At 68.2% G+C, this 23,781-nt stretch carries 19 protein-coding genes; 7 read left to right on the forward strand and 12 right to left on the reverse strand.

The annotated features are described in order from the left end of the window. Window positions 1-22 precede the first annotated feature (22 nt). The gene (locus GXW78_RS10155) at window positions 23-697 is read right to left on the reverse strand and encodes a class I SAM-dependent methyltransferase (protein ID WP_211868428.1); all 675 of its coding nucleotides are present in this window, start codon (window positions 695-697) and stop codon (window positions 23-25) included. Window positions 698-1,259: 562 nt separating this feature from the next. Beyond that, entirely contained in the window at window positions 1,260-3,722 is a 2,463-nt protein-coding gene (locus GXW78_RS10160) for a glycosyltransferase family A protein (protein ID WP_211868429.1), read from the reverse strand. A 297-nt stretch (window positions 3,723-4,019) separates the two neighbouring features. Between GXW78_RS10160 and GXW78_RS10165 the strand changes: the two genes are divergently transcribed. After that, window positions 4,020-5,888: an autotransporter outer membrane beta-barrel domain-containing protein gene (locus GXW78_RS10165; protein WP_211868430.1), complete on the forward strand. Its 1,869-nt coding sequence runs from the start codon at window positions 4,020-4,022 to the stop codon at window positions 5,886-5,888. 373 nt (window positions 5,889-6,261) lie between these two features. Here the strand turns inward: GXW78_RS10165 and GXW78_RS10170 are convergent, their stop codons facing one another. Continuing rightward, on the reverse strand, window positions 6,262-7,278 hold the full coding sequence (locus GXW78_RS10170; protein WP_211868498.1) for a polyprenyl synthetase family protein: 1,017 nt from the start codon (window positions 7,276-7,278) through the stop codon (window positions 6,262-6,264). Between the two features lie 120 nt (window positions 7,279-7,398). Here GXW78_RS10170 and GXW78_RS10175 point away from each other — a divergent pair, with 120 nt between their 5' ends. Then, on the forward strand, window positions 7,399-7,611 hold the full coding sequence (locus GXW78_RS10175) for a putative signal transducing protein (RefSeq protein ID WP_211868431.1): 213 nt from the start codon (window positions 7,399-7,401) through the stop codon (window positions 7,609-7,611). Next, a complete protein-coding gene (locus GXW78_RS10180) occupies window positions 7,608-8,339 on the forward strand; it encodes a tRNA1(Val) (adenine(37)-N6)-methyltransferase (RefSeq protein WP_211868432.1) in 732 nt (243 codons plus the stop codon). Before GXW78_RS10175 ends, GXW78_RS10180 begins: the two co-directional genes overlap by 4 nt. A 3-nt stretch (window positions 8,340-8,342) precedes the next feature. Here the strand turns inward: GXW78_RS10180 and GXW78_RS10185 are convergent, their stop codons facing one another. The 6 genes from GXW78_RS10185 to GXW78_RS10210 form a co-directional block, all read right to left on the reverse strand. Next, complete coding sequence (locus tag GXW78_RS10185) at window positions 8,343-8,603, reverse strand: hypothetical protein (RefSeq protein ID WP_211868500.1); 261 nt, start codon at window positions 8,601-8,603, stop codon at window positions 8,343-8,345. Window positions 8,604-8,729: 126 nt separating this feature from the next. After that, window positions 8,730-9,404, reverse strand: a complete 675-nt coding sequence (locus GXW78_RS10190) for an SCO family protein (RefSeq protein ID WP_211868433.1) — start codon at window positions 9,402-9,404, stop codon at window positions 8,730-8,732. A gap of 67 nt (window positions 9,405-9,471) precedes the next feature. Continuing rightward, complete coding sequence (locus tag GXW78_RS10195) at window positions 9,472-10,524, reverse strand: ribonucleotide-diphosphate reductase subunit beta (RefSeq protein ID WP_211868434.1); 1,053 nt, start codon at window positions 10,522-10,524, stop codon at window positions 9,472-9,474. 110 nt (window positions 10,525-10,634) lie between these two features. Continuing rightward, complete coding sequence (locus GXW78_RS10200) at window positions 10,635-11,540, reverse strand: NAD(P)-dependent oxidoreductase (RefSeq protein ID WP_211868436.1); 906 nt, start codon at window positions 11,538-11,540, stop codon at window positions 10,635-10,637. Next, a complete protein-coding gene (locus GXW78_RS10205; RefSeq protein WP_211868438.1) occupies window positions 11,537-12,754 on the reverse strand; it encodes an ABC transporter substrate-binding protein in 1,218 nt (405 codons plus the stop codon). Before GXW78_RS10205 ends, GXW78_RS10200 begins: the two co-directional genes overlap by 4 nt. Before the next feature lie 103 nt (window positions 12,755-12,857). Then, complete coding sequence (locus tag GXW78_RS10210; protein ID WP_211868440.1) at window positions 12,858-13,826, reverse strand: Bug family tripartite tricarboxylate transporter substrate binding protein; 969 nt, start codon at window positions 13,824-13,826, stop codon at window positions 12,858-12,860. A gap of 264 nt (window positions 13,827-14,090) precedes the next feature. Here GXW78_RS10210 and GXW78_RS10215 point away from each other — a divergent pair, with 264 nt between their 5' ends. Next, on the forward strand, window positions 14,091-15,806 hold the full coding sequence (locus GXW78_RS10215) for an FAD-binding protein (RefSeq protein ID WP_211868442.1): 1,716 nt from the start codon (window positions 14,091-14,093) through the stop codon (window positions 15,804-15,806). A 132-nt stretch (window positions 15,807-15,938) separates the two neighbouring features. Here the strand turns inward: GXW78_RS10215 and GXW78_RS10220 are convergent, their stop codons facing one another. Beyond that, window positions 15,939-17,792, reverse strand: a complete 1,854-nt coding sequence (locus tag GXW78_RS10220) for a ribonucleoside-diphosphate reductase subunit alpha (RefSeq protein ID WP_338147722.1) — start codon at window positions 17,790-17,792, stop codon at window positions 15,939-15,941. A gap of 260 nt (window positions 17,793-18,052) precedes the next feature. On the opposite strand from GXW78_RS10220, the gene GXW78_RS10225 reads away from it, so the two are divergent. Beyond that, entirely contained in the window at window positions 18,053-18,898 is an 846-nt protein-coding gene (locus GXW78_RS10225) for a universal stress protein (RefSeq protein ID WP_211868445.1), read from the forward strand. A 315-nt stretch (window positions 18,899-19,213) separates the two neighbouring features. On the opposite strand, the gene GXW78_RS10230 is transcribed toward GXW78_RS10225, so the two are convergent. Beyond that, a complete protein-coding gene (locus tag GXW78_RS10230) occupies window positions 19,214-20,839 on the reverse strand; it encodes an FAD-dependent oxidoreductase (protein WP_211868447.1) in 1,626 nt (541 codons plus the stop codon). Window positions 20,840-20,982: 143 nt separating this feature from the next. Between GXW78_RS10230 and GXW78_RS10235 the strand changes: the two genes are divergently transcribed. After that, complete coding sequence (locus GXW78_RS10235) at window positions 20,983-21,498, forward strand: VOC family protein (protein ID WP_211868449.1); 516 nt, start codon at window positions 20,983-20,985, stop codon at window positions 21,496-21,498. Between the two features lie 72 nt (window positions 21,499-21,570). Continuing rightward, complete coding sequence (locus tag GXW78_RS10240; RefSeq protein WP_211868451.1) at window positions 21,571-21,855, forward strand: hypothetical protein; 285 nt, start codon at window positions 21,571-21,573, stop codon at window positions 21,853-21,855. Between the two features lie 79 nt (window positions 21,856-21,934). Here the strand turns inward: GXW78_RS10240 and GXW78_RS10245 are convergent, their stop codons facing one another. Then, window positions 21,935-23,755, reverse strand: coding sequence for an ATP-binding cassette domain-containing protein (locus GXW78_RS10245; RefSeq protein ID WP_211868453.1), 1,821 nt, complete (start codon window positions 23,753-23,755; stop codon window positions 21,935-21,937). Between the last annotated feature and the right edge of the window lie 26 nt (window positions 23,756-23,781).

The following is a 23,781-nucleotide window of genomic DNA, read 5'->3' on the forward strand; positions in this document are numbered from 1 at the left end:
TAATTCTGAACGCGCAACGGCTTCAGGCATGAAGAACATAGAAGCGCCGGGCGCCGTAGCTGGACATGAAGATCGGATCAATCACGATCACCCGCGAGTAACCAGCGCGTTCGAACAGCCGCTCCATGGATGCTTCGGTGTGCCAGAAAGAGGTCTTGTTCCCGATCGACGCCATGGGGTTGTTGCCTTCAGGGAAATCCACGCCGCAATAGCCGTCGCGCTCGACAGGCACGTGCCAATCCTTCGGGTCGTGCGCCACCATCTCGGGCACATGAACCTGCGTTTCGACGATGACCGGCGCGCCATAGCGGCAGCGTCTCAGCAGGCTCTCCTGGTCACCCAGTTCGAGATGATAAAGTAGGCCGAGAATCGCCACGACGCCGTGGCCGCTCGGATCATAGGTGCGCACATCGGATTCCACGAACCGGATGCTGCCCAGATCCTCGGGCAGACGGACTGTCCGGCCGTCAACGGCGGTGACCTCGAATCCAAGTCTCGTTGCCCAGACGCTGAACTTGCAGTGTCCCGCACCCAGGTCGACGAGCGTGCGCCGCTGTGGAGCGACAAGGCGCTTGAGGATATGCACGAAGGTCGCGATCCGATGCACGCCTATGTCGCCGTCGGGCACGGCAACTGTCAGCCGCTCAACACTGATCCCGCCCTCTCCGGCAGAGCCCGGATCATGCCCACCCGCCATGTCTCACTATTCCTCCGAATTCCATTCCGCCGTCCGGCGGTCCGCAAATGATGAACAGGCGGCGGCCGCTGCCTTCGCGCTTATACCAATACCCGTTGCTTGCACCCGCCGCGAATGAACCAGGATTGATCGGCCGGCTTCCGTTCCCGGGCACCGGCGTCGTTGCGAGAATGATCCACATCGCAACAGGTGCTTCCATTCGCCGGAGGGCGACGCTTTCAGGATCGATTGCAGCCTGCGCGGTTCAAATCGTCGGCCCATCCCTGAGACGTACAGGTGTCGGGGCGCGAGCCGATGCTGCGCATACCGCGTCGGTGCTTCGGCGCGCAGCCGCCCAGCCACTCCGACAATGCGATCACGCAGGTCGGAGGGAACAGGGTTCTTCCACCAATCCCCGCTCTCCTGGTCAGGAATCGGATCTACCGTCGCGTCGGGAGGCACAGTCGATTCAGCCCCGGGCGCATCACGCTCCGCACGCAGCAGGAACGACCACGCACTTGCGCAGGAAATCCGCGGGGCAGCCATCGGCCGCGTCGCTGGCTCTACAGGCCCGCGGCTATGGCTAATCGGGCGACTGGTCCGGCAGCATTTGGACCACTCCCGCCCGCAGCGCCTCAGGCAGACTGCCCGCATAAGGAGGCGCCGCTCCTGGTGCGAGGTAAGGAACAACCCCGTCTGCGTCGCAGACCCGATGCCAGCGGATGTACGCTTCGTGGTAATCTACCCGCAATGCGTTGAAGCCGAACACATCCATGCCGGTGGCGGAATTCGTTGTCAGCGAATCCGGCCGCGCAGCGCCGATGGTCAGCACATGCGGCAGTACGACGATGGCATCCGAGCCAAGGACCAGTCGCGCCCGCCACAACATCTCGGTATCGGCGCTCGCCCGCACGCCGTCATAGCAGCCCAGTCTACGCAGCGCTTCCGCCCGGAAGAGCATGAATGACGGATTGGCATAGATCGGGCTGGATCGCGGGACGAACCTCACGCGTCCCGCGGCGTCCATGCGGAACCAGCGCGAATTGACGGCGAGCACAGAGGGCTCCGAGAACGCCTCCATCTCGATTTCGATTCGTCTGGGATGCATCCAGTCATCGGCATCGTGGAAGGTGACGAATGCGCCTCGCGCAGCACCGATCGCGAGATTGCGGCAGGCATAGGTGCCCGCGTTCTGCGGTGTGCCTAGCGGCCGCACGCGCTGATCGCGTTCGGCGAAGCCCGCGATGATGGCCGCCGTGGCGTCGGTGCTGGCGTCATCGACGACCAGCACCTCGAGGTTCCGCCAGGACTGGTCGAGTACGCTGGCAAGCGCGAGCGCCAGGGTGGGAGCGGCATCGTGTGCACTGATCACCACGCTTACCAACGGGCCATCGACCGGCGGCGTGGATGGGCAGGCGAACCACGCCATTCCTGGCGGCGCGCCTTCCGGTTGCGGACAAGCGACACCGTGATGCGCGAACACGCCAGCGAGTAGCGCGCGCGCGCCGGCCGAGTCGCCATGGGCCAGGGCGATGTTGTGGCGCAAAAGAGCTTCGGTGCCGATCCGCTCAGCGACGGGAAGCCCCACGAGCGCGACGCGCGGGTCGTCAGCCCCCAGCAACGGCGCGGCACGGTCGGCAAGCCAGGGTCGCAGCCGCGGTGGCGTCTGTGCCCCCGAAAGAAGTGCGAAGCATCCTTCGGCGGATGCCTGATCCGACCCTGCCACCATCATCCCGAGGAGCCCGTTGGCTTCCGGATCCGCCGGCGCCAGCGCGCGTGCCTTGGCGAATTGCTCCGCGGCCGAGGCCCGGCCCCCCGTCGCGAGCATCGCATTGCCAAGCCGCGTGGCGAGCTGTGCCCTGAGCGCGGATGGCAGCATGCCGGGCTCTGCGGCGAAGTTGTCCAGGCTCATCAGGGCGCTGCGCGCCGCGCCCATGGTGCCGTAAGCGTGTGCCGCGGCCTGAACGGCTGCCAGGCGCAGTTCCGGGTCGGTCCATCGTGCGAGCAGTAGCTTCGCGGTGCCGACCACCGTCAAAGGATGGGCTTGGCGGGCAACGCGCGCTAGCAGCCGTCTCGCCTCGTTCGACGCCGCACCTGCCAAAGCATCAGCCAACGCCGCACCGGATTCCGCCACACCCGGCTGCGCCTTAGCTAGGAATCGAGCCGGCCGGTCCAGCGCGGAGCGGTCGATGAGGCGGTGCACGATGACGTCGCGAGTGGAAGGCGCCGCTTCGAGACGCTGAGCGGCCTCGGCGCGCCGCCCGAGGTGCCGCAGCGCCTCGGCCTCCAGCAGAGCGAAGCGCGCCTCGTCGGATCGGCGCGCGGCAGATTCGGCGATCATGGCAAGCGCTTCGGGCGCCTGACCGGCATCGAGGAGCGTTTGGGCACTTTCGGCCAGCGCCGCGGGATTGTCGGGCGCCGCTGTGCGCGCCTCCTGGAATGCAGCCAGGGCTTCATTGATCGCGCCACGGCTGCGAAGCAGCCGCCCAAGCGCCAAGCGCGCCTGCACCAGGTTGGAATCGTCGGCCGACACGGCGCCTAGCGCAGCTTCGGCAGCCTGCAAGTCGCCTTCCTGCCGCAGCAGCGCCGCATAGTCGATGAGCAGACCGCCGTCTCCGGGCTGTGCAATCATCAGGGGCGCAAGCATCGCGCGGGCGGCGGCGAGGTCGCCGGTCGCGATCAGCAACCGCACCATCTCACGTTGAGCCTGGAAATGCGCTGGATGATCCGCCAGGACCGATTGAAGCAGCGCGCGCGCGCGGTCCGGTCCGCCATGGGCACGTGCGGCGTGTGCCAGCGCCATACGCGGAGCGGGGGCGCGGGGAACGGCCACAGCGGCCGCCTGCCACGTGTCGATCGCCGCGGCTTGATCACCCGCCGACCAAAGTTTCCAGCCCTGCTTTGTAATGCTACCTACATCTTGCGGCCGAGCCAGAAGCTGCACCTGAACAGGGTGCGGCTGAGTGGCTGCCGAAGCGTTCGCCTCCGAGCCGCCGCCGGAATTCTGCCGGCTGTCCCTCGGCTGACAAAAGCCGCTTCCATGCATGCAGCAACTATGGCGCGCCTCCCGGATGCGGTCCAGCAGCCTCCGGCCCCCCGCCATTGCCGGGCGCTGCGCTGCTCACCGACCCGAGTTGCTACCGCGTCGCCATACGACATGAAGTGACGATGCCGCGCTGTGGAGAATGGCCCAAGAGCACGATGAAGGGTGGTAGATTGTGGGTAGTCGGCGGCTTGATCCTGCGCCGGCTTATCGCGGGAGCAACCGATGCCCGGGAGCCAAGCCGCTCAAGCTGAACGAAGCACTTCCGGCTTGGCGACACCGCGTGCTCCATAATTTGTCATGATGATCTCGGACACGCGCGTGGGTAGCATGGAGGGGCAAGACCACAATGCCTCACCAGGAAACGTTTTGATGCACACCGGGACGAGAAATGGCCTGCGCCTCGCCAGCGCGGCAGTGGCGTTGTGTCTAGCGGGACACGCCTTCCCGGCGGCGGCGCAGCAGCTCACCATGCCTCCTCTCCCGCCCGGCGCGCTTCTAACGGGTCCGATCGCCTTCCAGGGGGGCGGCGGCTTCATCCCTTCGATCATGACGGGGGTCGATGCCAACAACTACGTAGGCGCCTTCCCGCCTGTGCTGTCCTTCGTCCCGAATGCCCCGGCCGCCGTCGTCCTGACGTCGGCGCCGACGCAGTGGGTGCGCTTCTATACGGCCGGTGCAACGGGCGACATGGGATCGCCGATCGGCAGCTGGATCGCCACCACCAACAGCGTGCGCGGGCTGACGGCGGAACAGGTCAAGAATGTCCTGGCCTTGCCCTCATTGCCGACATCGCTTGCCGTCGTCCGCGCACCGGCGGGGGTCTGCGTGCTCGCGGCGCAGGGCAACGCCGTGCTCGGCAACTTTCCTGCCAATCCGCCCGATATCCCAACGCCGGGGCCGTGGGGACAGGGCGGTACGCCCCAGTACTACATCATTGGTCAGACCAGCAGCCCGAACTGCGTCGACGCCCAGAATCTTCCGGATGCCGCCTATATCGCGCAGCTCAACATGGGCACCTACGCGCTGGCCTATGCCCCGCAGGCAGGTGGAGGCAATGCCGGCGCCGTGGCCGCGGCCCTCGACAACGCGACGTTTCCGCCGCCGTTCACCGACATGGACAGCGTCTACAATGCGCTCGACATCCTCAACCTGACCGACCCGCCCGGCCTGCGGAACGCGCTCGTTCAGCTCGATGGCGAGATCTACGCCGATCTGCCGACCGTCGCGATCACCGGCAGCCAGCTCTTCCTCGGGGCGCTGCGCGATCAGATGCGCGTCGGACGAACGTTGGCCGGTGCGGGGCCGCTGGCCAACGTGCCGCCCACCAGCAGCGAGCCGCTCCGGGCATGGGTTACCGGCTTCGGCGGCGCCGGCTCTCTCTCCGGCAACGGCGATAGCCATGATGCCAACTTCGCGCTCGGCGGCATCGTGGGAGGCGTTGACTATGCTTTCCTGCCTACCCTTCGAGCCGGTGTCGCTCTCGGCTATGCCCGTTCCGGCTACTCGCTGGATGGGCTGTCGGGCAACGCGGACGTCAACCAGTACACGGTCGCGCTGTACGCGAGCTATGCACGCGGGCCGCTCTATCTCGATGCGGCCATCGGCTACTCCCACATGGATGCCGATGTGACGAGGAATGTAGCCTTCCCCGGCGTGATACGCAGCGCCAGCGGTGAGCCGCAAGGCAACGCTGTGCTTGCCAGCGCCGAGCTCGGGTATCATCTGCGCCTCGCGCAGGATACGGGGCTCACGCCGCTCCTTGGGCTGCAGGTGGTATCCGCCGCACAGGACGCTTTCACCGAGAACGGTGCGGGCGACATCAACCTGCGCGTCGCGTCCGAGACGACCTCGTCGGTCCGCAGCATCCTCGGCGCAGAGATCACGCAACGCGTCGCGGTCGGATCCGGCGTCCTTCAGGCTGCGCTCCGCCTGGCTTGGCTGCACGATTATGCAGGGACGGATCGTAGCATCGACGCTTCCTTCGCCGGCTTGCCGAGCGCGGCCTTCACGGTGAACGGCGTCCGCGCGCCACGCGACCTGGCCGCGATCGGCGTAGCGGCATCAATGCCGCTCGACTCGATGGAGCTATTCGTACGCTACGATGGGGCCATCGCCGCCGACTACGGCGTCCACAGTGGATCCATGGGCCTTCGCGTAGCCTTCTGAAGGCGCGCAGGCGGCTGGGCGTCCAATGTCCTGATTCGACGTCTCAGCCACTACCGGCACGGGCCGCGTCCGGCCAAACAAGAGTTCGGAATAGGTGGGTATGCCCCTCCGAACCACCCCGCCAGGTACTTGGAGCACCTGGACCGCAATCTCCTGGTGCCGGGCATCCCTGCCTCATTGACCCCTCCAGGCGCGCGCGGTGCACAAGGGCGGGTTCGGGCATCCATTCCAGCAGCGGCGCACAACGCCGAGTGAAGGTTTGCAAAGGCCCTTCGGCCTTTGCTGGGGTGGCTTGGAGGGGCAAAGCCCATCCAACTTCAACAGCCGAGGTCACCACGCCGACCTTCCGTGGAGGGCAACGCCCCTCCCTGCGTCACCGCGCCCGATCGGTCACGAAGGCCACGACATTCGCAAGCGCGGTCTTCTCGGCCGTGTCCGGGAAGGAAGCCAGCGCAGCGATCGCCTGCTCGCCGTACCGCCGCGCGCGGCGGATGGTGTCATCCAACGCGCCATGCCGGCGCATCAGCTCCAGCGCGTGCGCCAGGTCGTCGTCGCTCTGCTCGCGGTCTTCCTGCGTCCGGCGCCAGAAGGTGCGATCCTCCTCGCTCCCGCGCGCGAAGGCGAGCAGCACGGGCAGGGTGATCTTGCCCTCACGGAAATCGTCGCCGACCGTCTTGCCCAGCGCCTGCTGGTCGGCGCTGTAGTCCAGCGCGTCGTCCACCAGCTGGAACGCGATGCCGAGCGCCATGCCGAACTCGCGCAGCGCCGCCTGGCGCGCCGGCGGCTGGTCGGCCACCACGGCGCCGACCTCGGTCGCGGCCGCGAACAGGGCTGCGGTCTTGCCCTCGATGACGCGCAGGTACTGCGCCTCGGTCGTCGTCGTGTCGTTCTGGGTGATGAGCTGCAGCACCTCGCCCTCGGCGATGGTGGCCGAGGCGGCGGAGAGGATGCGCAGCACCTCGAGCGAGCCGTCCTCGACCATCACCTCGAAGGCGCGGGAGAACAGGAAATCGCCGACGAGAACCGACGCCTTGTTGCCGAACAGCGCGTTCGCCGAAGCCTGGCCGCGGCGCAGCGCGCTTTCGTCCACCACGTCGTCATGCAGCAGCGTCGCGGTGTGGATGAATTCGACGCACGCAGCCAGGTTGACGTGACGCGACCCGCGGTAGCCGCACATGCGCGCGGCCGCGAGCGTGAGCAGCGGCCGCAGGCGCTTGCCGCCCGCGGCGACGATGTGCGCCGCGAGTTGCGGGATCAGCGCGACATCGCTCTGCATGCGCTCGACGATGAGGCGATTGCAGGCGTCGAGGTCGGCCCGCACCAGCGCGATCAGGGCGCTGAGCGCGTCCTCGCCCTTGCGGGGGGCCGCGGCATGCTGCTGCCGCGCCATGTCGGCGCCGAGCGGCTTGGCGGAGGCGCTCACCCTTGCTCTTCTCCTGCTGGGGGCCGCACCATAGTCACGCCCCGCCCAGGCGGCAAGCAGCGGAAAACCAAGGGAATTGCATCGAGTATGCGTGTCGTTGCCACCACCACGGACCCGGTCCGGCTGACCTTCCTGCGGGCCCTGCTGGCCGATGCCGGAATCGACAGCATCGTGCTCGATGCCCACATCAGCGCGGTGGAAGGCGGCATCGGGGCCTTTCCCCGTCGCCTCGCGGTCATCCCCGACGATGAGGCGCGAGCGCGCGATGTGCTGCGGGAGGCCGGCGAGGCCGCCGTGTGACCGAAACGACCGAGGACACGCTGCTCGGCGGCCGCGTCCGATTGCGGCAGCCCGCAGTTGGCTTTCGTGCAGGGCTCGACGCCGTGTTGCTGGCAGCCTTCGTCCCTGCCCGGCCCGGCGAACGGGTGCTCGAGGCTGGCTGCGGGACCGGGGCGGCTTTTCTCTGCCTCGCCGCGCGTGTGCCGGGCGTGCAGGTGGCGGCGCTGGAGCGCGAGCCGGCGATGGCCACCCTCGCCCGCGCCAATGCCGCGACCAACGGCGCCGACGCGACGGTAACGGAAGGCGACGTGGCGGATACCGCGCTCGCTCGGCGGCTCGGCGCAGTCGACCATGCGCTGGCGAACCCCCCTTACTGGCCTGGTGGGACAGCGCCGCCGGGGGCGGTGCGCCGCGCTGCGACCCATGAATCCGGGCCCGGCCTCGCCGATTGGATCGGGTTCCTGGCCGCCGCGCTCCGCGACCGAGGCACGCTGAACCTGGTGCTGCCGGCCGCCCGCTTCGATGCCGGGATAGCGGCCTTGCGCCAGGCGGGGTGCGGGTCCGTCGTGTTGCTGCCGGTCGCGCCGCGGGCGGGCCAGGCGGCGAAGCGCGTCCTGATCCGCGCCCACAAGGCCGGCCGCGCGCCTGCGCGGCTGCTCCCGCCTTTCGTGCTGCATGAGGCCGACGGGGCCTTCACCGCCGCGGCCGACTCCATCCTGCGCCATGCCGCCTCGCTGGCGGCGGCATAGTCGCTACTGGTCCTTCACCTCGGGGTGGCGCAGCAGCCAAAGACGTTCATGCGCGGCAACCAGACTCTCAAGATTCTTGCGCCGGTTCGAATCGGGCGACGCCGGTCGGCGAGTGAGCATCATCTCAAGGATGCGGAGCAGTTCCTCGGCGACCTCGAAATCGCCCTGGTCGCAAGCGTGATGGAAAGCGATCAGGATCTTGTCGGACAGCCTGCGGGTATGCCGCGGCGCCGACGCACCGCCACGCCCACCCTCGGCGCCCATGGCGCCGTCGTGATCATCAAACGACATGATGCCCCTCCGCCGCCACCGATGCCCCAGCAGTGGCCGGACCCGGCAAGTCGGCCATTGGATCATACGGCCTGGATAGCCCAGACGGAACCCCGCGTGTCAAAACGCGCGAAGCTGTGCACTCACCGTCGAGGCGATGGCCTCCGGCGTGCTTTCTGGGCGGAAAAGGCTGCGGACGCGGCCGTCCGGTCCAACGAAGTAGATGAATGACGAGTGATCCATGAGGTAGTCTGAGGAATCCCGGGGCTGCACCTTCGCATAGTAGACGCGGTAGGCACGGGCGGCCTGGGCCACCTGCTCCGCGGTGCCGGTCAGGCCGACCATGCGCGGATGAAAGCGGGAGACGTAGTCGGCCAGCGCTTCCGGCGTGTCGCGTTCCGGGTCGATCGAGATAAGGACCGGCGTCACCCGCTCCCCGGCCGGGCCCATGGCGTCGAGCGCGGCGGCGATGGTGCCGAGCTCGGTCGGGCAGACATCCGGGCAGTAGGTGAAGCCGAAGTAGACCAGCATGCCACGACCGGCGAAGTCACGCTCGGTCACGGTCTTGCCGGTCTGGTCCACCAGCGTGAAGGGGCCACCGAGAGAGACGCCCGGTGCGACCTGCACACCGCCCGCAACGGCACCCGACATGTCCGATCCGGTCAGGCGAGCGAGCTGGCGCATAAAGGAATCGGCGACCGATTCCTCCGGCGCTCGCAGAAACCAGGCCATGGCCCAGACGCCACCGAGAAGGACCACGAGAAGGACGGAAACCGCACGAATGGCACGCATCATGATGCGGCGCAGTTAGTCCCTATCGCACGGGGCATGCAAGCGTAGCCCCGTGCGACGCTGCCCTGCCTCAGTGGCGGACGCTCTCGATCGCGCCCTCCGGCTGCGGCGAGGTGAAGACCTCATCGGCGAAAGCGTCCTCCCAGCTGCCGGCGGTGCTGGCCTTGGAGTATTCCGTCGCGCGATTCTCGAAGAAATTCGTGTGCTCGACCGCGTTCAGCATCTCATCGAGCCAGGGCAGTGGGTTCTTCTCGATATTGTAGAGCGGATCGAGGCCAAGCTGCTGCAGGCGCCGATCCGCGATGAAGCGGATGTATTCCTTGGTCTGCGCGGCATCGAGGCCCTGCACGCCACCCAGTTCGAAGGCGAGGTCGATGAAGGCGTCCTCATGCTCGACGATCGTCGAGCAGATGTCTGTCAGGTCCTGCTTCAGCTTCTCATTCCAGATTTCCGGATTCTCCTGCACGAAGGTGCGGAACAGGCGAATGACGGACAGGCAGTGCAGCGTCTCGTCGCGCACCGACCAGGTTACGATCTGGCCCATGCCCTTCATCTTGTTGAAGCGGGGGAAGTTCATGAGGATCGCGAAGGAGGCGAAAAGCTGCAGCCCCTCCGTGAAGGCCCCGAAAGCGGCGAGCGTCTTGGCGATCTCGGTCTTCGAATCGATCGAGAACGTCTGCATGTAGTCGTACTTGTCCTTCATCTCCTTGTATTTGAGGAAGGCCGTGTATTCGGTCTCGGGCATGCCGATGGTGTCGAGCAGGTGGCTGTAAGCCGCGACGTGGATGGTCTCGATGTTGCTGAAGGCGGACAGCATCATCAGCACTTCCGTCGGCTTGAACACCTGGGAATAGTGCTTCATGTAGCAGTTGTTCACCTCGACATCCGCCTGGGTGAAGAAGCGGAAGATCTGGGTGAGCAGGTTGCGCTCGCCGTCGGTCAGGTTCTTCTGCCAGTCCTTGACGTCGTCGGCCATCGGCACTTCTTCGGGCAGCCAGTGCACGCGCTGCTGCATAAGCCAGGCGTCATAGGCCCAAGGGTAGCGGAACGGCTTGTAGACCGGGTTCCCGGTGAGCAGGTCGAACTTCACCGGCAATTCGTCGGTCGTGGTGCCATCAGCCATGAGCCATCCCCAGCAAGTCTACGATGCGCGGAACCTACCATGTCTGGTGGCTCCGGCAATGCAAACCACAACATGTTGTAGAAGCGCGAGTCGTCAACCGACTCGCGCTTCTACCGCGCCGCAACCTCCGCTCCGCCCCAGCATTCCAGCAGCCGGATCAGGGACGTGACATCCTGGCCCTCCCCGCCCTGCGCCAGGGCGTGGTCGTAAAGCTGCTTGGCCGTGGTGCAGGTCAGCATGGTGGTGCCGAGCGCCTCGGCCTCGGCGAGTGCGAGACGGACATCCTTGCGCATCAGTTCCAGCCGGAACCCGAAATCGAAGCTGCGTTCGAGAACGGCCTTCGGCATGAAGACCTCGGTCGAGAAGGACCGGCCGCTGCTTTTTGCCACCACGGCGTGCATCACCGCAGGGTCAAGCCCGGCCTTGGCACCCATCACCATCGCCTCGGCGGTCGCGGCCCAGACCGTCGCGGCGATCAGGTTGTTGACCAGCTTCAGCGTCTGGCCCTGTCCGACGCCCTCGCCGACATGGATCGTGTTGCGGCCGATCGTCTCGAGAAGGCCGCGCACCTGGTCAAAGGCGGCGCGATCGCCGGAGGCCATCACGGACAGCGTTCCCGCCTTCGCCCCCGCCGCACCGCCGCTGACCGGCGCGTCCAGCACCGCGACACCGCGCGTGGCGAGGCCCGCCGCCACGTCCTGCGCCACCCGTGCGCCCGTCGTGGACAGGTCAGCATAGATGCGCATCGCGGCCCCCTCCACGAGGCCGCCCACGCCCAGCGCCACCTGCCGCACGACATCGGGCGTCGGCAGGCTGACGAAGACGACCGGCGCCGCATCGGCCAGCGCCGCGGGCGACGGCATGGCGACCGCGCCACGCGCGACAGCCCGTTCTACCGCCGTCGTGTCGACATCGTGCACCAGCAGGCGATGCCCCGCATCGATCAGCCGGTCGACCATCGGCGCCCCCATGGCGCCGAGGCCGACGAAGCCGATCGTGGCCCTGTTGCCGCTCACTGGCGCACCAGCGGGCAGCCGCCTTCGGCGAGCGGGCGGAATGCCTCATCCGCCGGAATCGTCGCCAGGATGCGATAGAGATCCCATTCGCCGCGCGATTCCTCGGGCCGCTTCACCTCGACGAGGAACATGTCGTGGACGTGGCGGCCATCCTCGCGCACGCGGCCGTTGCGCGCGAAGACGTCGTTCACCGGCAGTTCGCGCATCCGCGCGGCAACGGTCGGGCCGTCATCCGTGCCGGCCGCCTCGATGGAGCGCAGATAGTGGCGGACGGCGGAATAGACGCCGGCCTGGTACTGCGTCGGCATGGCACCGCGGTGGCGTTCGGCGAAGCGCCGGGCGAAGGCGCGGGTCTCGTCGTTCTGGTCCCAGTACCAGCCTTCGGTCGCCACCACGCCCTGCGCCGTCGCGAGGCCCAGCGCACGGATATCGGTGATGTTGACGAACATGCCGACCAGGCGTTGGCCGCGCCGCGTCAGTCCGAACTCGCCGGCCTGCTTGATGGCATTGACCGTGTCGTTCCCGGCATTCGACAGCGCCACCACCTGCGCCCGGGACGCCTGCGCCTGCAGGAGGAAGGAGGAGAAGTCGGCGGTGTTCAGTGGATGCCGCGCCCGCCCGGCGATCGTGCCATCCCCCGCGCGCACCGCGGCTTCCGAGGCGCGTTCGAGCGCATAGCCGCCTTCATAGTCCACGGTCAGGAAGTACCAGGACCGCCCGCCCTGCCCCATCACCGCCCGCGTCGTGCCGTAGGACAGCGCATAGCTGTCCGACACCCAGTGGAAACCGACCGGCGAGCATTGCCGCCCCGTCAGCTCGGTGCTGGCCGCGGAAGTGTTGATGATGATGCGGTTGCGCTCCCGCCCGATCTGCTGCACCGCGAGAGCGACCGCCGAATTCGGCATGTCGATGATCATGTCCACACGTTCGGTGTCGATCCATCGCCGGGCCGTGGCGCCGCCGACATCGGGCTTGTTCTGATGGTCGGCGAAGACCACGTCCACCGGCCGGCCGAGCGCGCGACCGCCATGGTCCTCCACCGCCATGCGGGCCGCGACGACCGAGCCGGGCCCGGCGAAGTCGGCATACGGCCCGGTCATATCGGTCAGCACGCCCACCCTAACGATGTCGTCGGAAACCTGCTGGGCGGCGAGCGCGGCAGGCAAAAGCCCGAGCGCAACCATGAGCGCCGCGGCGCTTGAACGCATGGACATTCTGTTTCCTCCTGGCGGTGGCGCCCCATTGGTCGGGGCGCCTTCCTGCAAGGGGGGAACGGTTCCAGAGCGGCCAGCCGCGGTCAATGGCCGCGGCTGCGCCCTACTCCACCCGGATGCCGGCTTCCCGCGCGACCACCGCATTCTCCGCCACCTCGCTGCGGATACGCTGGTCGAAGGCGGCGGGGCCCTCTGCGAGCACGAGGCCGCCGGTCTCCACGATGCGCCGCGCGATGGCCGGGTCCCGAAGCAGGCCGAGCACGTCGTTCGAGACACGGTCGACGATGGGCCGCGGCAGGCCCTTCGGCCCCATGAATCCGTACCACGGGCTGGTGTCCGGGATACCCATGCCGAGTTCCGCCAGCGTCGGCACCTCGGGCAACACCTCGACACGCTGTGGGCCGCCGACGGCGAGCGGCCGCAGCACCCCTTCCCGCACCAGGCCGATGGCACCCGACAGCGTGCTGAAGGTCGCGGCAACGCGCCCGGCGATCACCTCCTGCAGCGCCGGCGCGGCGCCGCGGAAGGCGACGACCGTCACCTCGATGCCGACCTTGGCACGGAACATCTCGGTCGCGAAATGCCCGGAAACCCCATTGCCGGAGGTGCCGAAGGTCATGCCGGGCTCGCGCTTCGCCGCCGCGACCAAATCCTGCGCGCTGCGCAGCGGCGAATTCCGCCCGACGAAGAGCACCGTCGGCGAGGCATACAGATTCACGATCGGCGTGAAGTCGTTGAGCGTGTCGTAGGGCAGCCGCGTATAGACGGCGGCATTGCTCGTATGGGTGCTGGCCGCAAGGAACAGCGTGTAGCCATCCGGCGCGGACCGCGCGACGGCCTCGGACGCAATGACCTGGCTGGCGCCGGCGCGGTTCTCGATCACGAGCGGCTGGCCCCATAGCCGCCCGAGCGGGTCCTGCAGCAGCCGCCCGCCGAAATCGGTCGGGCCGCCCGCAGGAAACCCGATGATGAGGCGGACCGGCTTGCTGGGCCAATTGTCCTGCGCGATGGCGGACCGACCTGCCGCCACCGAGGCCGTTGCCGCAAGGACGAGGTCCCGACGAGTTATCATTGACTGTTTCTCCCTCGTTGCCGGCATCGTTTCGTGCCGGGCGGAATGGGAAGGCTAGTGCATTTCCAAACCTGCGCCACCGGGGGGCGCTCTCGCGGGCCGTATCGCGGGGCCGAACCCAATGCCCACGCGGTTGCCGGCGCTGTTGCCGATCGGTAGCCTCGCGCTTCCACCGACATGGCAGGCAGCGGCGTGCGACGCAGGAAGCTTCTCGGCTGGACCGGCTGCGCGCTGGCTCCTTCGGTTGCGGGGGGGTCTCCCGCGGTGGGCTTTCGTCGCGTCAGGCCCGGCGAAGCCGGCTGGCCGGCCGAGGCCGAGTGGTCAGCACTCGATCGCGCCGTCGGCGGCAGGCTCCGTCGCCTCGAATCCCCCCTTGCCGCCTGCGCGGCCGCGCCGGATGGCGCGGCATGCGCGGCTGTCCGCTCGCGCCTGCGTAATCCCTTCTATCTCGGCGACGAGCCGGCGCTGACGCAGACGAGCGGCTGGGCCGGAGCCTGGCGTTCCGCCCCGAGCCACCTTGCGGTAGCGGCGCGCGACGCCTCGGATGTCGTCGCGGCGGTGAATTTCGCGCGGCGGCACCGGCTCCGTCTCGTCGTGAAGGGCGGCGGGCACAGCTACCAGGGCACCTCCAGCGCGCCGGATTCGCTGCTGGTCTGGACGCGCGCGATGCAGGACGTGACGCTGCATGACGGCTTCACCGCCAAGGGCTGCGTGGCGCCGCCGGTGCCTGCCGTTTCGATCGGCGCCGGCGCGATGTGGGGGCGTGCGTATGATGCGGTGACGACGCGTGGCGGCCGCTACGTGCAGGGCGGCGGATGCACCACCGTGGGCGTCGCCGGGCTGGTGCAGAGCGGCGGCTTCGGCAGTTTCTCCAAGGCCTATGGCATGGCGGCGGCGAGTCTCCTGGAAGCGGAGATCGTCACCGCCGACGGTACGCTGCACGTCGTCAACGACTGCAGCGAGCCCGACCTGTTCTGGGCGCTGCGCGGAGGCGGCGGCGGTTCCTTCGGTGTCGTTGCCCGACTCACCCTTCGCACACATGACCTGCCCGCATGGTTCGGAGGCGTGTTCGGCGCCATCCGCGCTACCTCCGACGCTGCCTACGGACGATTGATCGCGCGCTTCGTCAGCCACTACCGCGAGCACCTGTTCAATCCGCATTGGGGCGAGCAGTTCGCCGTACGCCCGGACAACACCCTGTCGATCGGCATGACGTTCCAGGGCATCGACGAAGCATCCGCGATGGCGGCGTGGCGACCCTTGCTCGATTGGGTGGCGGCGTCGCCAAGCGACTACGTGGTTGCGGAACCGGTCCGCGCCATCGCGTTGCCGGCTCGGCGCTTCTGGGATCCTGCCTTGCTTCGCACGCTCCCGGGCCTCGTTCTCCCGGACGACCGGCCCGGCGCGCCCAAGGGCAACCTGTTCTGGGCCGGCGATGCCGGCCAGGTCGGACAGTTCCTGCATGGGTACCAATCGGCGTGGCTGCCGGCAGCGCTGCTCACGCCTGGGCAAGACGCGGCACTCGCGGAGGCACTGTTCGAAGCGAGCCGGCATTGGCGCATATCCCTCCATACCAACAAGGGCATGGCGGGGGCGCCGGCGTCGGTCGTCGCCGACGCACGCAGGCTGCCCACGCATCCCGCCGTGGCCGATGCCTTCGCGCTTGCCATCAGCGCCGCCGAAGGGCCGCCTGCCTTTCCGGGCCAGCCGGGCGCCGAGCCCGATCTGCGACTGGCGCGACGTCACGCCTCAGCGATCGCGGCGGCCATGGATCGCCTGCGGCAGGTCGCACCAGAAACTGGCTCCTACCTCGCCGAAAGCGACTACTTCACGCCGCATTGGCAGGCCGCCTATTGGGGCCCGAACTATGCCAGGCTTCTCGCGGTGAAGCACCGCTACGATCCCGAAGGCCTGTTCTTCGTGCATAATGGCGTCGGCAGTGAGGGCTGGAGCGCTGACGGCTTCGAACGCCTGCCGTGAAGAAGCCGGTCGCGGTTGTGCGTCAGCCAGGCGCCACTGAGTTGCCGCTTGAGGCGACTGTCCAACTCCAAGCCTAGGTTGCCAGAGGCCTTGCGGCCTTTGGCGAGGTCATTTGCAGCGGCAAAGCCCCTGTTACTGACAGGCCAGGCATTCCTCGTAGTTGTTGCCGCTACCTGCCGCAGCCGCGAGTGGCAATTGCCGCTCGACCTTCGGCGGCGCGAGCAGGATATCCCCCTGCCCCACCACCTTCTCGCTGATCGTATCCGCGCGCTGGATTGAAAGGGACCGGCAGTAGTAGAGCGACTTCACGCCCTTCTTCCACGCGCTCATATGGATCTGGTGCAGGTCGCGCTTATGGACGTTGGCCGGCAGGAACAGGTTCACCGACTGCGACTGGCAGATGAAGGGCGTGCGGTCGGCCGCATGCTCGATCACCCAGCGCTGGTCCAGTTCGAAGGCGGTCTTGAACACCGCCTTCTCCTGCTCGGTCAGGAAGTCGAGATGCTGCACGGAGCCCTTGGTCACGGTGATCGTGGTCCAGGTCTCGTCGTCGTCGCGGCCGTGCTTCGCCAGCACCTTCTGCAGATAGGGGTTGCGCACGATGAACGAGCCGGACAGCGTCTTGTGGTTGTAGACGTTCGCCGCGATCGGCTCGATGCCCGGGGAAGCGCCGCCACAGATAATGCTGATCGACGCCGTCGGCGCGATCGCCATCTTGTGGGAGAAGCGCTCCATGATGCCGTATTCCGCGGCATCCGGGCACGGCCCACGCTCCTCCGCCAGTAGGATCGACGCCGCGTCCGCCTGCTCGCGGACGTGCTTGAACATCTTCTTGTTCCACACCTTCGCGACGACGGATTCGAAGGGCACGTTCATCTTCTGCAGGAAGGAGTGAAAGCCCATCACGCCGAGACCGACGGAGCGTTCGCGCATCGCGCTGTACTTCGCGCGCGCCATCGAATCGGGCGCGGTGTCGATGAAGGACTGCAGCACGTTGTCGAGGAAGCGCATCACGTCCGTGATGAACAGCGGATCGTCCTTCCACTCGAACCAGGTCTCGCAATTCAGCGAGGACAGGCAGCAAACGGCCGTCCGCTGCTCCCCATGCTGGTCGAGCCCGGTGGGCAGCGTGATCTCCGAGCAGAGGTTCGAGGTCTTCACCTCGAGCCCGGCGAGCTTGTGATGCTCCGGCTGCGCGCGGTGCACGTGGTCGGAATAGATGATGTACGGCTCGCCGGTCTCGATGCGGGCCGTCAGGATGCGGATCCACAGCGAGCGCGCCGAGACCTTGCGCATCACCGCTTGGTCCTTGGGCGACAGCAGCGCCCATTCCTCGTCGTTCTCGACGGCGCGCATGAAGGCGTCGGACAGCAGCACGCCGTGATGCAGGTTCAGCGCCTTGCGGTTCGGGTCGCCGCCGGTCGGGCGGCGCATCTCGAGGAACTCCTCGATCTCCGGATGATGCACCGGCAGGTAGCAGGCCGCAGAACCGCGCCGCAGCGAGCCCTGGGAGATCGCGAGCGTCAGGCTGTCCATCACGCGGATGAAGGGAATGACGCCGGAGGTCTTGCCGTTGCGCCCGACCTTCTCGCCGATCCCACGCAGATTGCCCCAGTAGGAGCCGATGCCGCCGCCCTTCGCGGCCAGCCAGACATTCTCGTTCCACAGCCCGACGATGCCGTCGAGGCTGTCGGAGGCCTCGTTCAGGAAGCAGGAGATCGGCAGGCCGCGCGTCGTGCCGCCATTGGACAGCACCGGCGTCGCCGGCATGAACCACAGCTTCGAGATGTAGTCGTAGATACGCTGCGCATGCGCCGCGTCATCGCCATAGGCGGACGCGACCCGCGCGAACAGGTCCTGGTAGGATTCGCCGGGCAGCAGATACCGGTCGTCGAGCGTCGCCTTTCCGAAATCCGTCAGCAGCGCATCGCGCGACGGATCGGTGCGGACCTGGCCATGGCCTTCAAGCTGGACTGCATCGAACACGGTAAACCCCCGAACCAAGTCATCCCCTGGGCATGCATCCTGCCGCCGCAGGGCCATTCGACACAAGATGTAGTCTTGCCACAGTCACACTGCCACCAGATCGGGTGGGCAACTGACCCCTTGCCAGAGTCCGAGCTTTGTCACAGCCGGAAATACGTTCCCGTTTCGTTCAGTCTCCCCCGACACCACCCCGCTGGCAAGCCAGGACTTTTCCACAGCCGAGAACGGGACCACTCTGCGCCTCGACGCAGGAGAATGCGATGCCGCTCAAGGACATTCTCGTCCATCTGGACACAACGGCCCGCTCCGCCGGCCGGCTGGAACTCGCCATCGACCTCGCCCGCAGGCATGACGCGCATCTGACGGCGCTTCACGTTGTCGATATCGGCCTGCCGCTGATCGGCATGGCCGACGGCAGCGGCGGGGCGGCGATCGCCAGCCTCGTCGACCAGATGCGTGAGGACGGTCTCGCCGACGCCCGGCGCATCGAGGCCACCTTCCGCGAACGCCTCCGCCAGGAAGGACTACCGGGCGAATGGCGCGTGGCCGAAGGCATGGTGGCCGAGATGGTCACGCTGCATGCCCGCTACGCCGACCTCGTCATCCTCGGCCAGGACGATCCGGATGCCCCAGGCACCAGCCCCGTCGGCCTGGCCGGGGATATCCTGTTCGGTGCCGGCCGTCCGGTACTCGTGGTTCCCTATGCCGGCAAGCATACGGCGGTCGGCCGGCGCGTGCTGATCGGCTGGAACGCCAGCCGGGAGGCAGCCCGCGCCGTCAATGACGCGCTCCCGCTGATCGCCTCGGCGGAGTCGGCGACCGTGCTCGCGGCCAATCCGCGCGGCGGCCTGGCGGGGCTGGGCGAGGAGCCGGGTGCGGACATCGCCCTCCACCTCGCCCGCCACGGCGCAACCGTGACGGTCGAACACCACGTCGCCCCCAGCGTGCCCGACGCCGACCTGCTGTTGAACCACGCGACCGACATGACCGCGGATCTGATCGTGATGGGCGCGTACGGGCATTCGCGGCTGCGCGAATTCGTGCTGGGCGGCGTGACGCGGACCATCCTGAAGCAAATGACGGTACCGGTGCTGATGTCGCACTGAACGCCGGGGGGACATCGCCCCTCCGGCACAGACTGAAAGACCGATACCGCCACGTTCGCTGTTGGAGCGGCTTTGCCCCTCCAAGCCACCCCAGCAAAGGCCGAAAGGCCTTTGCAAACCTCAATTTGGTGCGGTGCACCGCTGGCGGAATTGCTGTCGGAACCCGCCCTTGCGCACGCCAAAAACGGGCAGCACAGCCCGCCGCCTCGATACCAACAGATTGCGGTCCAGGGGGTCCAACCCCCTGGCGGGGTGGTTCGGAGGGGCAACGCCCCTCCGATCGCGCCTGACGCCAAGAACCTCCCTATCCAGCCTTCACACGCCGCCGGCGTTCCGCCGTGCCAGCCGTAGCCCCGCGATGTACCCCCACGCCATGTTCGGCCCGATCGTCGTACCGGTGCCGACATTGCGCGACCCGATCGGGTTCGCCATGGCGATTCCCGCAGCGAACAGGCCGGGGATGACGCTGCCGTCCGGCCGCAGCACCTCGGCGTGCTCGTTGGTGCGTGCGCCGCCCTTGGTGCCGAGGATCGAGCGGCTCAGCGGCAGCGCCAGGAAGGGGGCCTGCACGATCGGGTCCATGCCGGCGCGACGCCGCTTGTCGCCCGCCGCGGCGGGGTCCGGGCGCGCCGGGCGGCCGAAATCCTCATCCCTGCCGGAGATGGCGAAGGTGTTGAAGCGAGCGACGCTCGCCTCCAGGGCCGCCGGCTCGATGCCGATCAGCGTCGCAAGGCCCGCGATGTCCGGCGCCTGCCGCGCCCAGGCCGGGTCGGCCTTCGTCGCCCAGCGCACCGGCGGCACCTGGTCGAGCATCCGCGCATCGGTGATCACCCAGGCCGGCAGGTGAACCGGCTCGCCGGTGGTCGGGTCGCGGCGGTCGAGCTCCTCGCCGATGTTGAAGGTCAGTTCATTCATGAAGCGCCGGCCGGTGCGGTCCACCAGCATGGCGTTCGTCTCGGTGTGGAAGGGCACCGGCTGGGCGAGCACCCGGCCCTGGTAGCGCACGGGGATGGACGGCGCGATCGTCGCCTGGTCCATATGCGCCAGCGCCGCGCCGGCCGCCTCGGCCATGCGCTGGCCGTCGCCCTCATGCGCCGCCGGGCTGCCGAGATAGTCCACCGGCCCCGGGAAGTGCCGCTGCATCAGCGCCGCATCCCATTCGAAGCCGCCGGTCGCGATGACGACGCCGGCGCGCGCTAACCAGGTTTCACGCCGGCCGCCGCGTTCGACCACGGCGCCGGTCACGCAGCCGGCCACATCCTGCGTCAGTTCGACCGCGCGGGCGGGGAGTTCGATCCGCACCCCGGCATCCAGGCAGCCGCGCAGCAGCCCAGTGACCAGCGCTGTCCCCTTGCCCCGCGCATTGACCAGCCAGCGCCACGCCAGCCGGGGCGCCAGCGCCAGCGCGGTCCGGTAGGGCTTGTGATAGATGTCGGTGGTCACCGCCTCGTGGTACGTGAAGATCTCCGGGATCGTGGATTTGCGGATCCGGAAGGCGAAGCGCCCCGCCCGCCAGCGGCTGAGTGCCCGCGGCGAGACCATCCGCCCCTTCAGCTTCGCCCCCGGCAGCGTCCGCAACGGGTCGGGTTCCGGCGTCAGGGCGAAGCGCAGCGGCGTCGCGTCCTCGACGAAGCGCAGCATCTCCGGCGCGGCGGCGACGAAGGCCCGCCACAGTGCATCCTCGGTTTCCGCCCAGCCCTCGGGTGCCGCGGCGCGGATATAGGTCAGCGCCTCCTCGACGCTGTCCTCGATGCCGGCTTCCGCCGCGTGATGGTTGGCCGGCACCCAGGTGCCTGCCCCGGACATCGCCGTGGTACCGCCGAGCCGGTCGGTCTTTTCCAGAACCGTGACCGAGAGGCCCCGGCTCGCTGCGGTCAGTGCCGCCACCAGCCCCGCCGAGCCCGAGCCCAGCACCAGCACGTCCGTATCGAATGTCGCCATCCACCGGTCATCGCGCCACGCCCGCGCGCGGGCAAGGGGGCGGGGCGCGTCATCCGCGGCACAGATGGCGATAATGCCGCAATCCGATTGGCGAAGCCCGTCGGAAAGGCGCATCTGGACGGGCAGACGAAGGAGCATCCGTCATGCCCGACACCCTGCCGCAGCCGAGCGCCCCCCGCCCCGCCATCCATCCGGGCGCGCGCATCGGCCATGTCCATCTGAAGGTCGCGAACATCGAGCGCGCCCTCGCCTTCTGGCGCGACGTGATCGGACTGGAGGAACAGCAGCGCTACGGCGACCAGGCCGTCTTCCTGTCCGCCGGCGGCTACCACCATCACATCGCGCTCAACACGTGGGAGAGCAAGGACGGCGCCTGGCCGCCGCCGGGCACGACCGGACTGTTCCACGTCGCGCTGCTTTACCCGGATCGCCCTGCGCTGGCTCAGGCCCTGCAGCGGTTGCTCGATGCGGGCTGGCCGCTGGAAGGTGCGTCGGACCACGGCGTGTCGGAGGCGATCTACCTGCGCGACCCGGACGGCAACGGCGTCGAGCTGTATCGCGACCGGGAGGAAGCCGACTGGCCGCGCGACGCGGCGGGCCGGCTGGCGATGATGACGAAGCGCCTCGATCTCAACGCGCTGCTGGCCGAGGCCGGTTGAAGCAGATCGTCGCGTAATCGTGATTATATCGGTTCCGTCGCGGGAGTAGCGTGCGCGGCGGAGGATCCGACCATGAAGACGATGCTCCTGCTGTTCGGCGCGGGCTGGATCGTTGCCGCGCACGCCGTCCCCGCCGCCGCGCAGAGTGAGACCGCGGCGCGGCGGGAATGCATGCAGGCGATGCGCGAACAGGGCGTCCGCGGCTTCGCGCTGGAATACCCCCGCTTCAGTCGAACGTCTGACGGCGCCTCGTTGATCGGCACGATGGTCCAGGGCCCGGTGCGGCTCGACTTCAGTTGCGCGATCGACCGGCGCGCCAAGGTAACGGACCTGTCCGTCAACCGCCCCACGCGGTAGCCGCCTCGCCCCGCTACGCGAGGAGTGCGCCGGCGCGAGATCGAGCGGATTCGACTGCAATTGCGCCGAACCAAGCACGTCAGCCGCCGGCGGCTTCCTCACGCAGCATTTCCAACTCCAGCCAGCGTTCCTCGGCCGCCGCAAGCGCCGCCTGCGCGGCCCCCAGCGCCTCGGTCGCCTTGGTGAAGCCGGCGGGATCGCGGGTGTAGAAGGCGCTGTCGCTGACCTTCGCCTCCAGTGTCGCGATCTCCTTGCCGAGCGTCTCCATGCGCGCCGGGAGCGTCTTGAGTTCGTGCTGCTCCTTGGCATTCATGCGAACACGCTTGGCGGTTGGCGGCGTGCGCGGCGCGGTTGCCGGCTTCGGCGCGGCGTCGGGCTTCGTGGGGGTGTCGATGGCACGCGCCCGCACGCCATGCCCGCGCTGCGCCACCATGTCGGTGTAGCCGCCAGCATAGTCCTGCCAGTGGCCCTCCCCTTCCCAGGCGACCACGCCGGTCACGGTACGGTCGAGGAAGTCGCGGTCGTGGCTGACGAGGATGACCGTGCCGGCGTACTCCGCGACGAGTTCCTGCAGCAGATCCAGCGTCTCAAGGTCGAGGTCATTCGTCGGTTCGTCCAGGACCAGCAGGTTGGACGGCTTGGCGAAGGCGCGCGCCAGCATCAGCCGCCCACGCTCGCCGCCCGACAGCGCCGACAGCGGCGTGCGCGCCTGTTCCGGCGTGAACAGGAAGTCCTTCATGTAGCCGATCACGTGGCGCGGCTGGCCGTTCACATGCACCTGGTCGCCGCGCCCTTCGGTCAGCGCCTCGGCCAGCGTGACCGACGGATCGAGGCTCGCGCGCCGCTGGTCCAGGCCGACCATTTCGAGCCCCGTCCCGAGCCGCACCTCGCCACTATCCGGCGCGAGCACGCCGATCAGCATGTTCAGGAGGGTCGTCTTGCCGGCGCCATTCGGCCCGACGATGCCGACGCGGTCGCCGCGCATGATGCGCGTCGAGACGTCCCGCACCACGACACGATCCCCGAAGGCCTTCGAGATGCCGTCCGCGGCGATGACAAGATTGCCCGATCCGGCCGCCTCGGCGGCATTCATCGTCACGCGGCCCGGCGCGGTCACGCGCTCCCGGCGTTTGGCCCGCAGCGCATGCAGGTTCTCCAGCCGACGGACATTGCGCTTGCGCCGGGCGGTGACGCCATAGCGCAGCCAATGCTCCTCGCGGACGATCTTGCGCGCGAGCTTGTGCGCGTCCCGCTCCTCGTCCTCGAGCACCTGGTCCCGCCATTCCTCGAAATGCGCGAAGCCGCGGTCGATGCGTCGCGTGGTCCCGCGGTCCAGCCAGACCATGGCGCGTGAGAGGCGCTCGAGGAACCGCCGATCGTGGCTGATCAGCACCAGCGCGGAGTCGAGCGACGCCAGTTCCCCTTCCAGCCATTCGATAGCCGGCAGGTCGAGATGGTTGGTCGGTTCGTCCAGCAGCAGGATATCCGGCGAAGGCGCCAGGGCGCGCGCGAGCGCCGCGCGCCGCGTCTCCCCCCCCGACAGCGACGCCGGCTTCTCCGCCCCCGTCATGCCGAGCTGTTCCAGCAGGTAGCGCGCGCGGTACGGATCGTCCGACGGACCGAGCCCCGCCTCGACATAGGCCATCACGTCCGGAAAGGCGGCGAGGTCCGGCTCCTGCTCCAGGTAGCGCATCGTCGCGCCTGGCTGGACGAAGCGGGTGCCGCCCTCGGCCTCGATCGTGCCGGCGGCGATCTTCAGCAGGGTGGACTTGCCGGAGCCGTTGCGCCCGACCAGGGCGAGGCGCTCGCCGGGCGCGACGGACAGGTCCGCGCCATCGAGCAGCCGCGTGCTGCCGAAGCCGTGACGGGTATCGGTGAGAAGCAGGAGGGGTGGCGCCATGCGGCGTTACCTCGCCGCCCGCGCCG

It is taken from the genome of Neoroseomonas terrae, from assembly GCF_018129025.1.
Taxonomy (GTDB): Bacteria; Pseudomonadota; Alphaproteobacteria; order Acetobacterales; family Acetobacteraceae; genus Neoroseomonas; species Neoroseomonas terrae.

Bases quoted from the DNA above. Each gene is read 5' to 3' on its own strand.
- GXW78_RS10155 (WP_211868428.1), bottom strand. From the start codon at position 697: ATGGCGGGTGGGCATGATCCGGGCTCTGCCGGAGAGGGCGGGATCAGT.
- GXW78_RS10240 (WP_211868451.1), top strand. From the start codon at position 21,571: ATGAAGACGATGCTCCTGCTGTTCGGCGCGGGCTGGATCGTTGCCGCG.
- GXW78_RS10225 (WP_211868445.1), top strand. From the start codon at position 18,053: ATGCCGCTCAAGGACATTCTCGTCCATCTGGACACAACGGCCCGCTCC.
- GXW78_RS10210 (WP_211868440.1), bottom strand. From the start codon at position 13,826: ATGATAACTCGTCGGGACCTCGTCCTTGCGGCAACGGCCTCGGTGGCG.
- GXW78_RS10230 (WP_211868447.1), bottom strand. From the start codon at position 20,839: ATGGCGACATTCGATACGGACGTGCTGGTGCTGGGCTCGGGCTCGGCG.
- GXW78_RS10170 (WP_211868498.1), bottom strand. From the start codon at position 7,278: ATGGCGCGGCAGCAGCATGCCGCGGCCCCCCGCAAGGGCGAGGACGCG.
- GXW78_RS10190 (WP_211868433.1), bottom strand. From the start codon at position 9,404: ATGATGCGTGCCATTCGTGCGGTTTCCGTCCTTCTCGTGGTCCTTCTC.
- GXW78_RS10185 (WP_211868500.1), bottom strand. From the start codon at position 8,603: ATGGGCGCCGAGGGTGGGCGTGGCGGTGCGTCGGCGCCGCGGCATACC.
- GXW78_RS10175 (WP_211868431.1), top strand. From the start codon at position 7,399: ATGCGTGTCGTTGCCACCACCACGGACCCGGTCCGGCTGACCTTCCTG.
- GXW78_RS10245 (WP_211868453.1), bottom strand. From the start codon at position 23,755: ATGGCGCCACCCCTCCTGCTTCTCACCGATACCCGTCACGGCTTCGGC.
- GXW78_RS10195 (WP_211868434.1), bottom strand. From the start codon at position 10,524: ATGGCTGATGGCACCACGACCGACGAATTGCCGGTGAAGTTCGACCTG.
- GXW78_RS10160 (WP_211868429.1), bottom strand. From the start codon at position 3,722: ATGCATGGAAGCGGCTTTTGTCAGCCGAGGGACAGCCGGCAGAATTCC.
- GXW78_RS10205 (WP_211868438.1), bottom strand. From the start codon at position 12,754: ATGTCCATGCGTTCAAGCGCCGCGGCGCTCATGGTTGCGCTCGGGCTT.
- GXW78_RS10165 (WP_211868430.1), top strand. From the start codon at position 4,020: ATGATGATCTCGGACACGCGCGTGGGTAGCATGGAGGGGCAAGACCAC.
- GXW78_RS10235 (WP_211868449.1), top strand. From the start codon at position 20,983: ATGCCCGACACCCTGCCGCAGCCGAGCGCCCCCCGCCCCGCCATCCAT.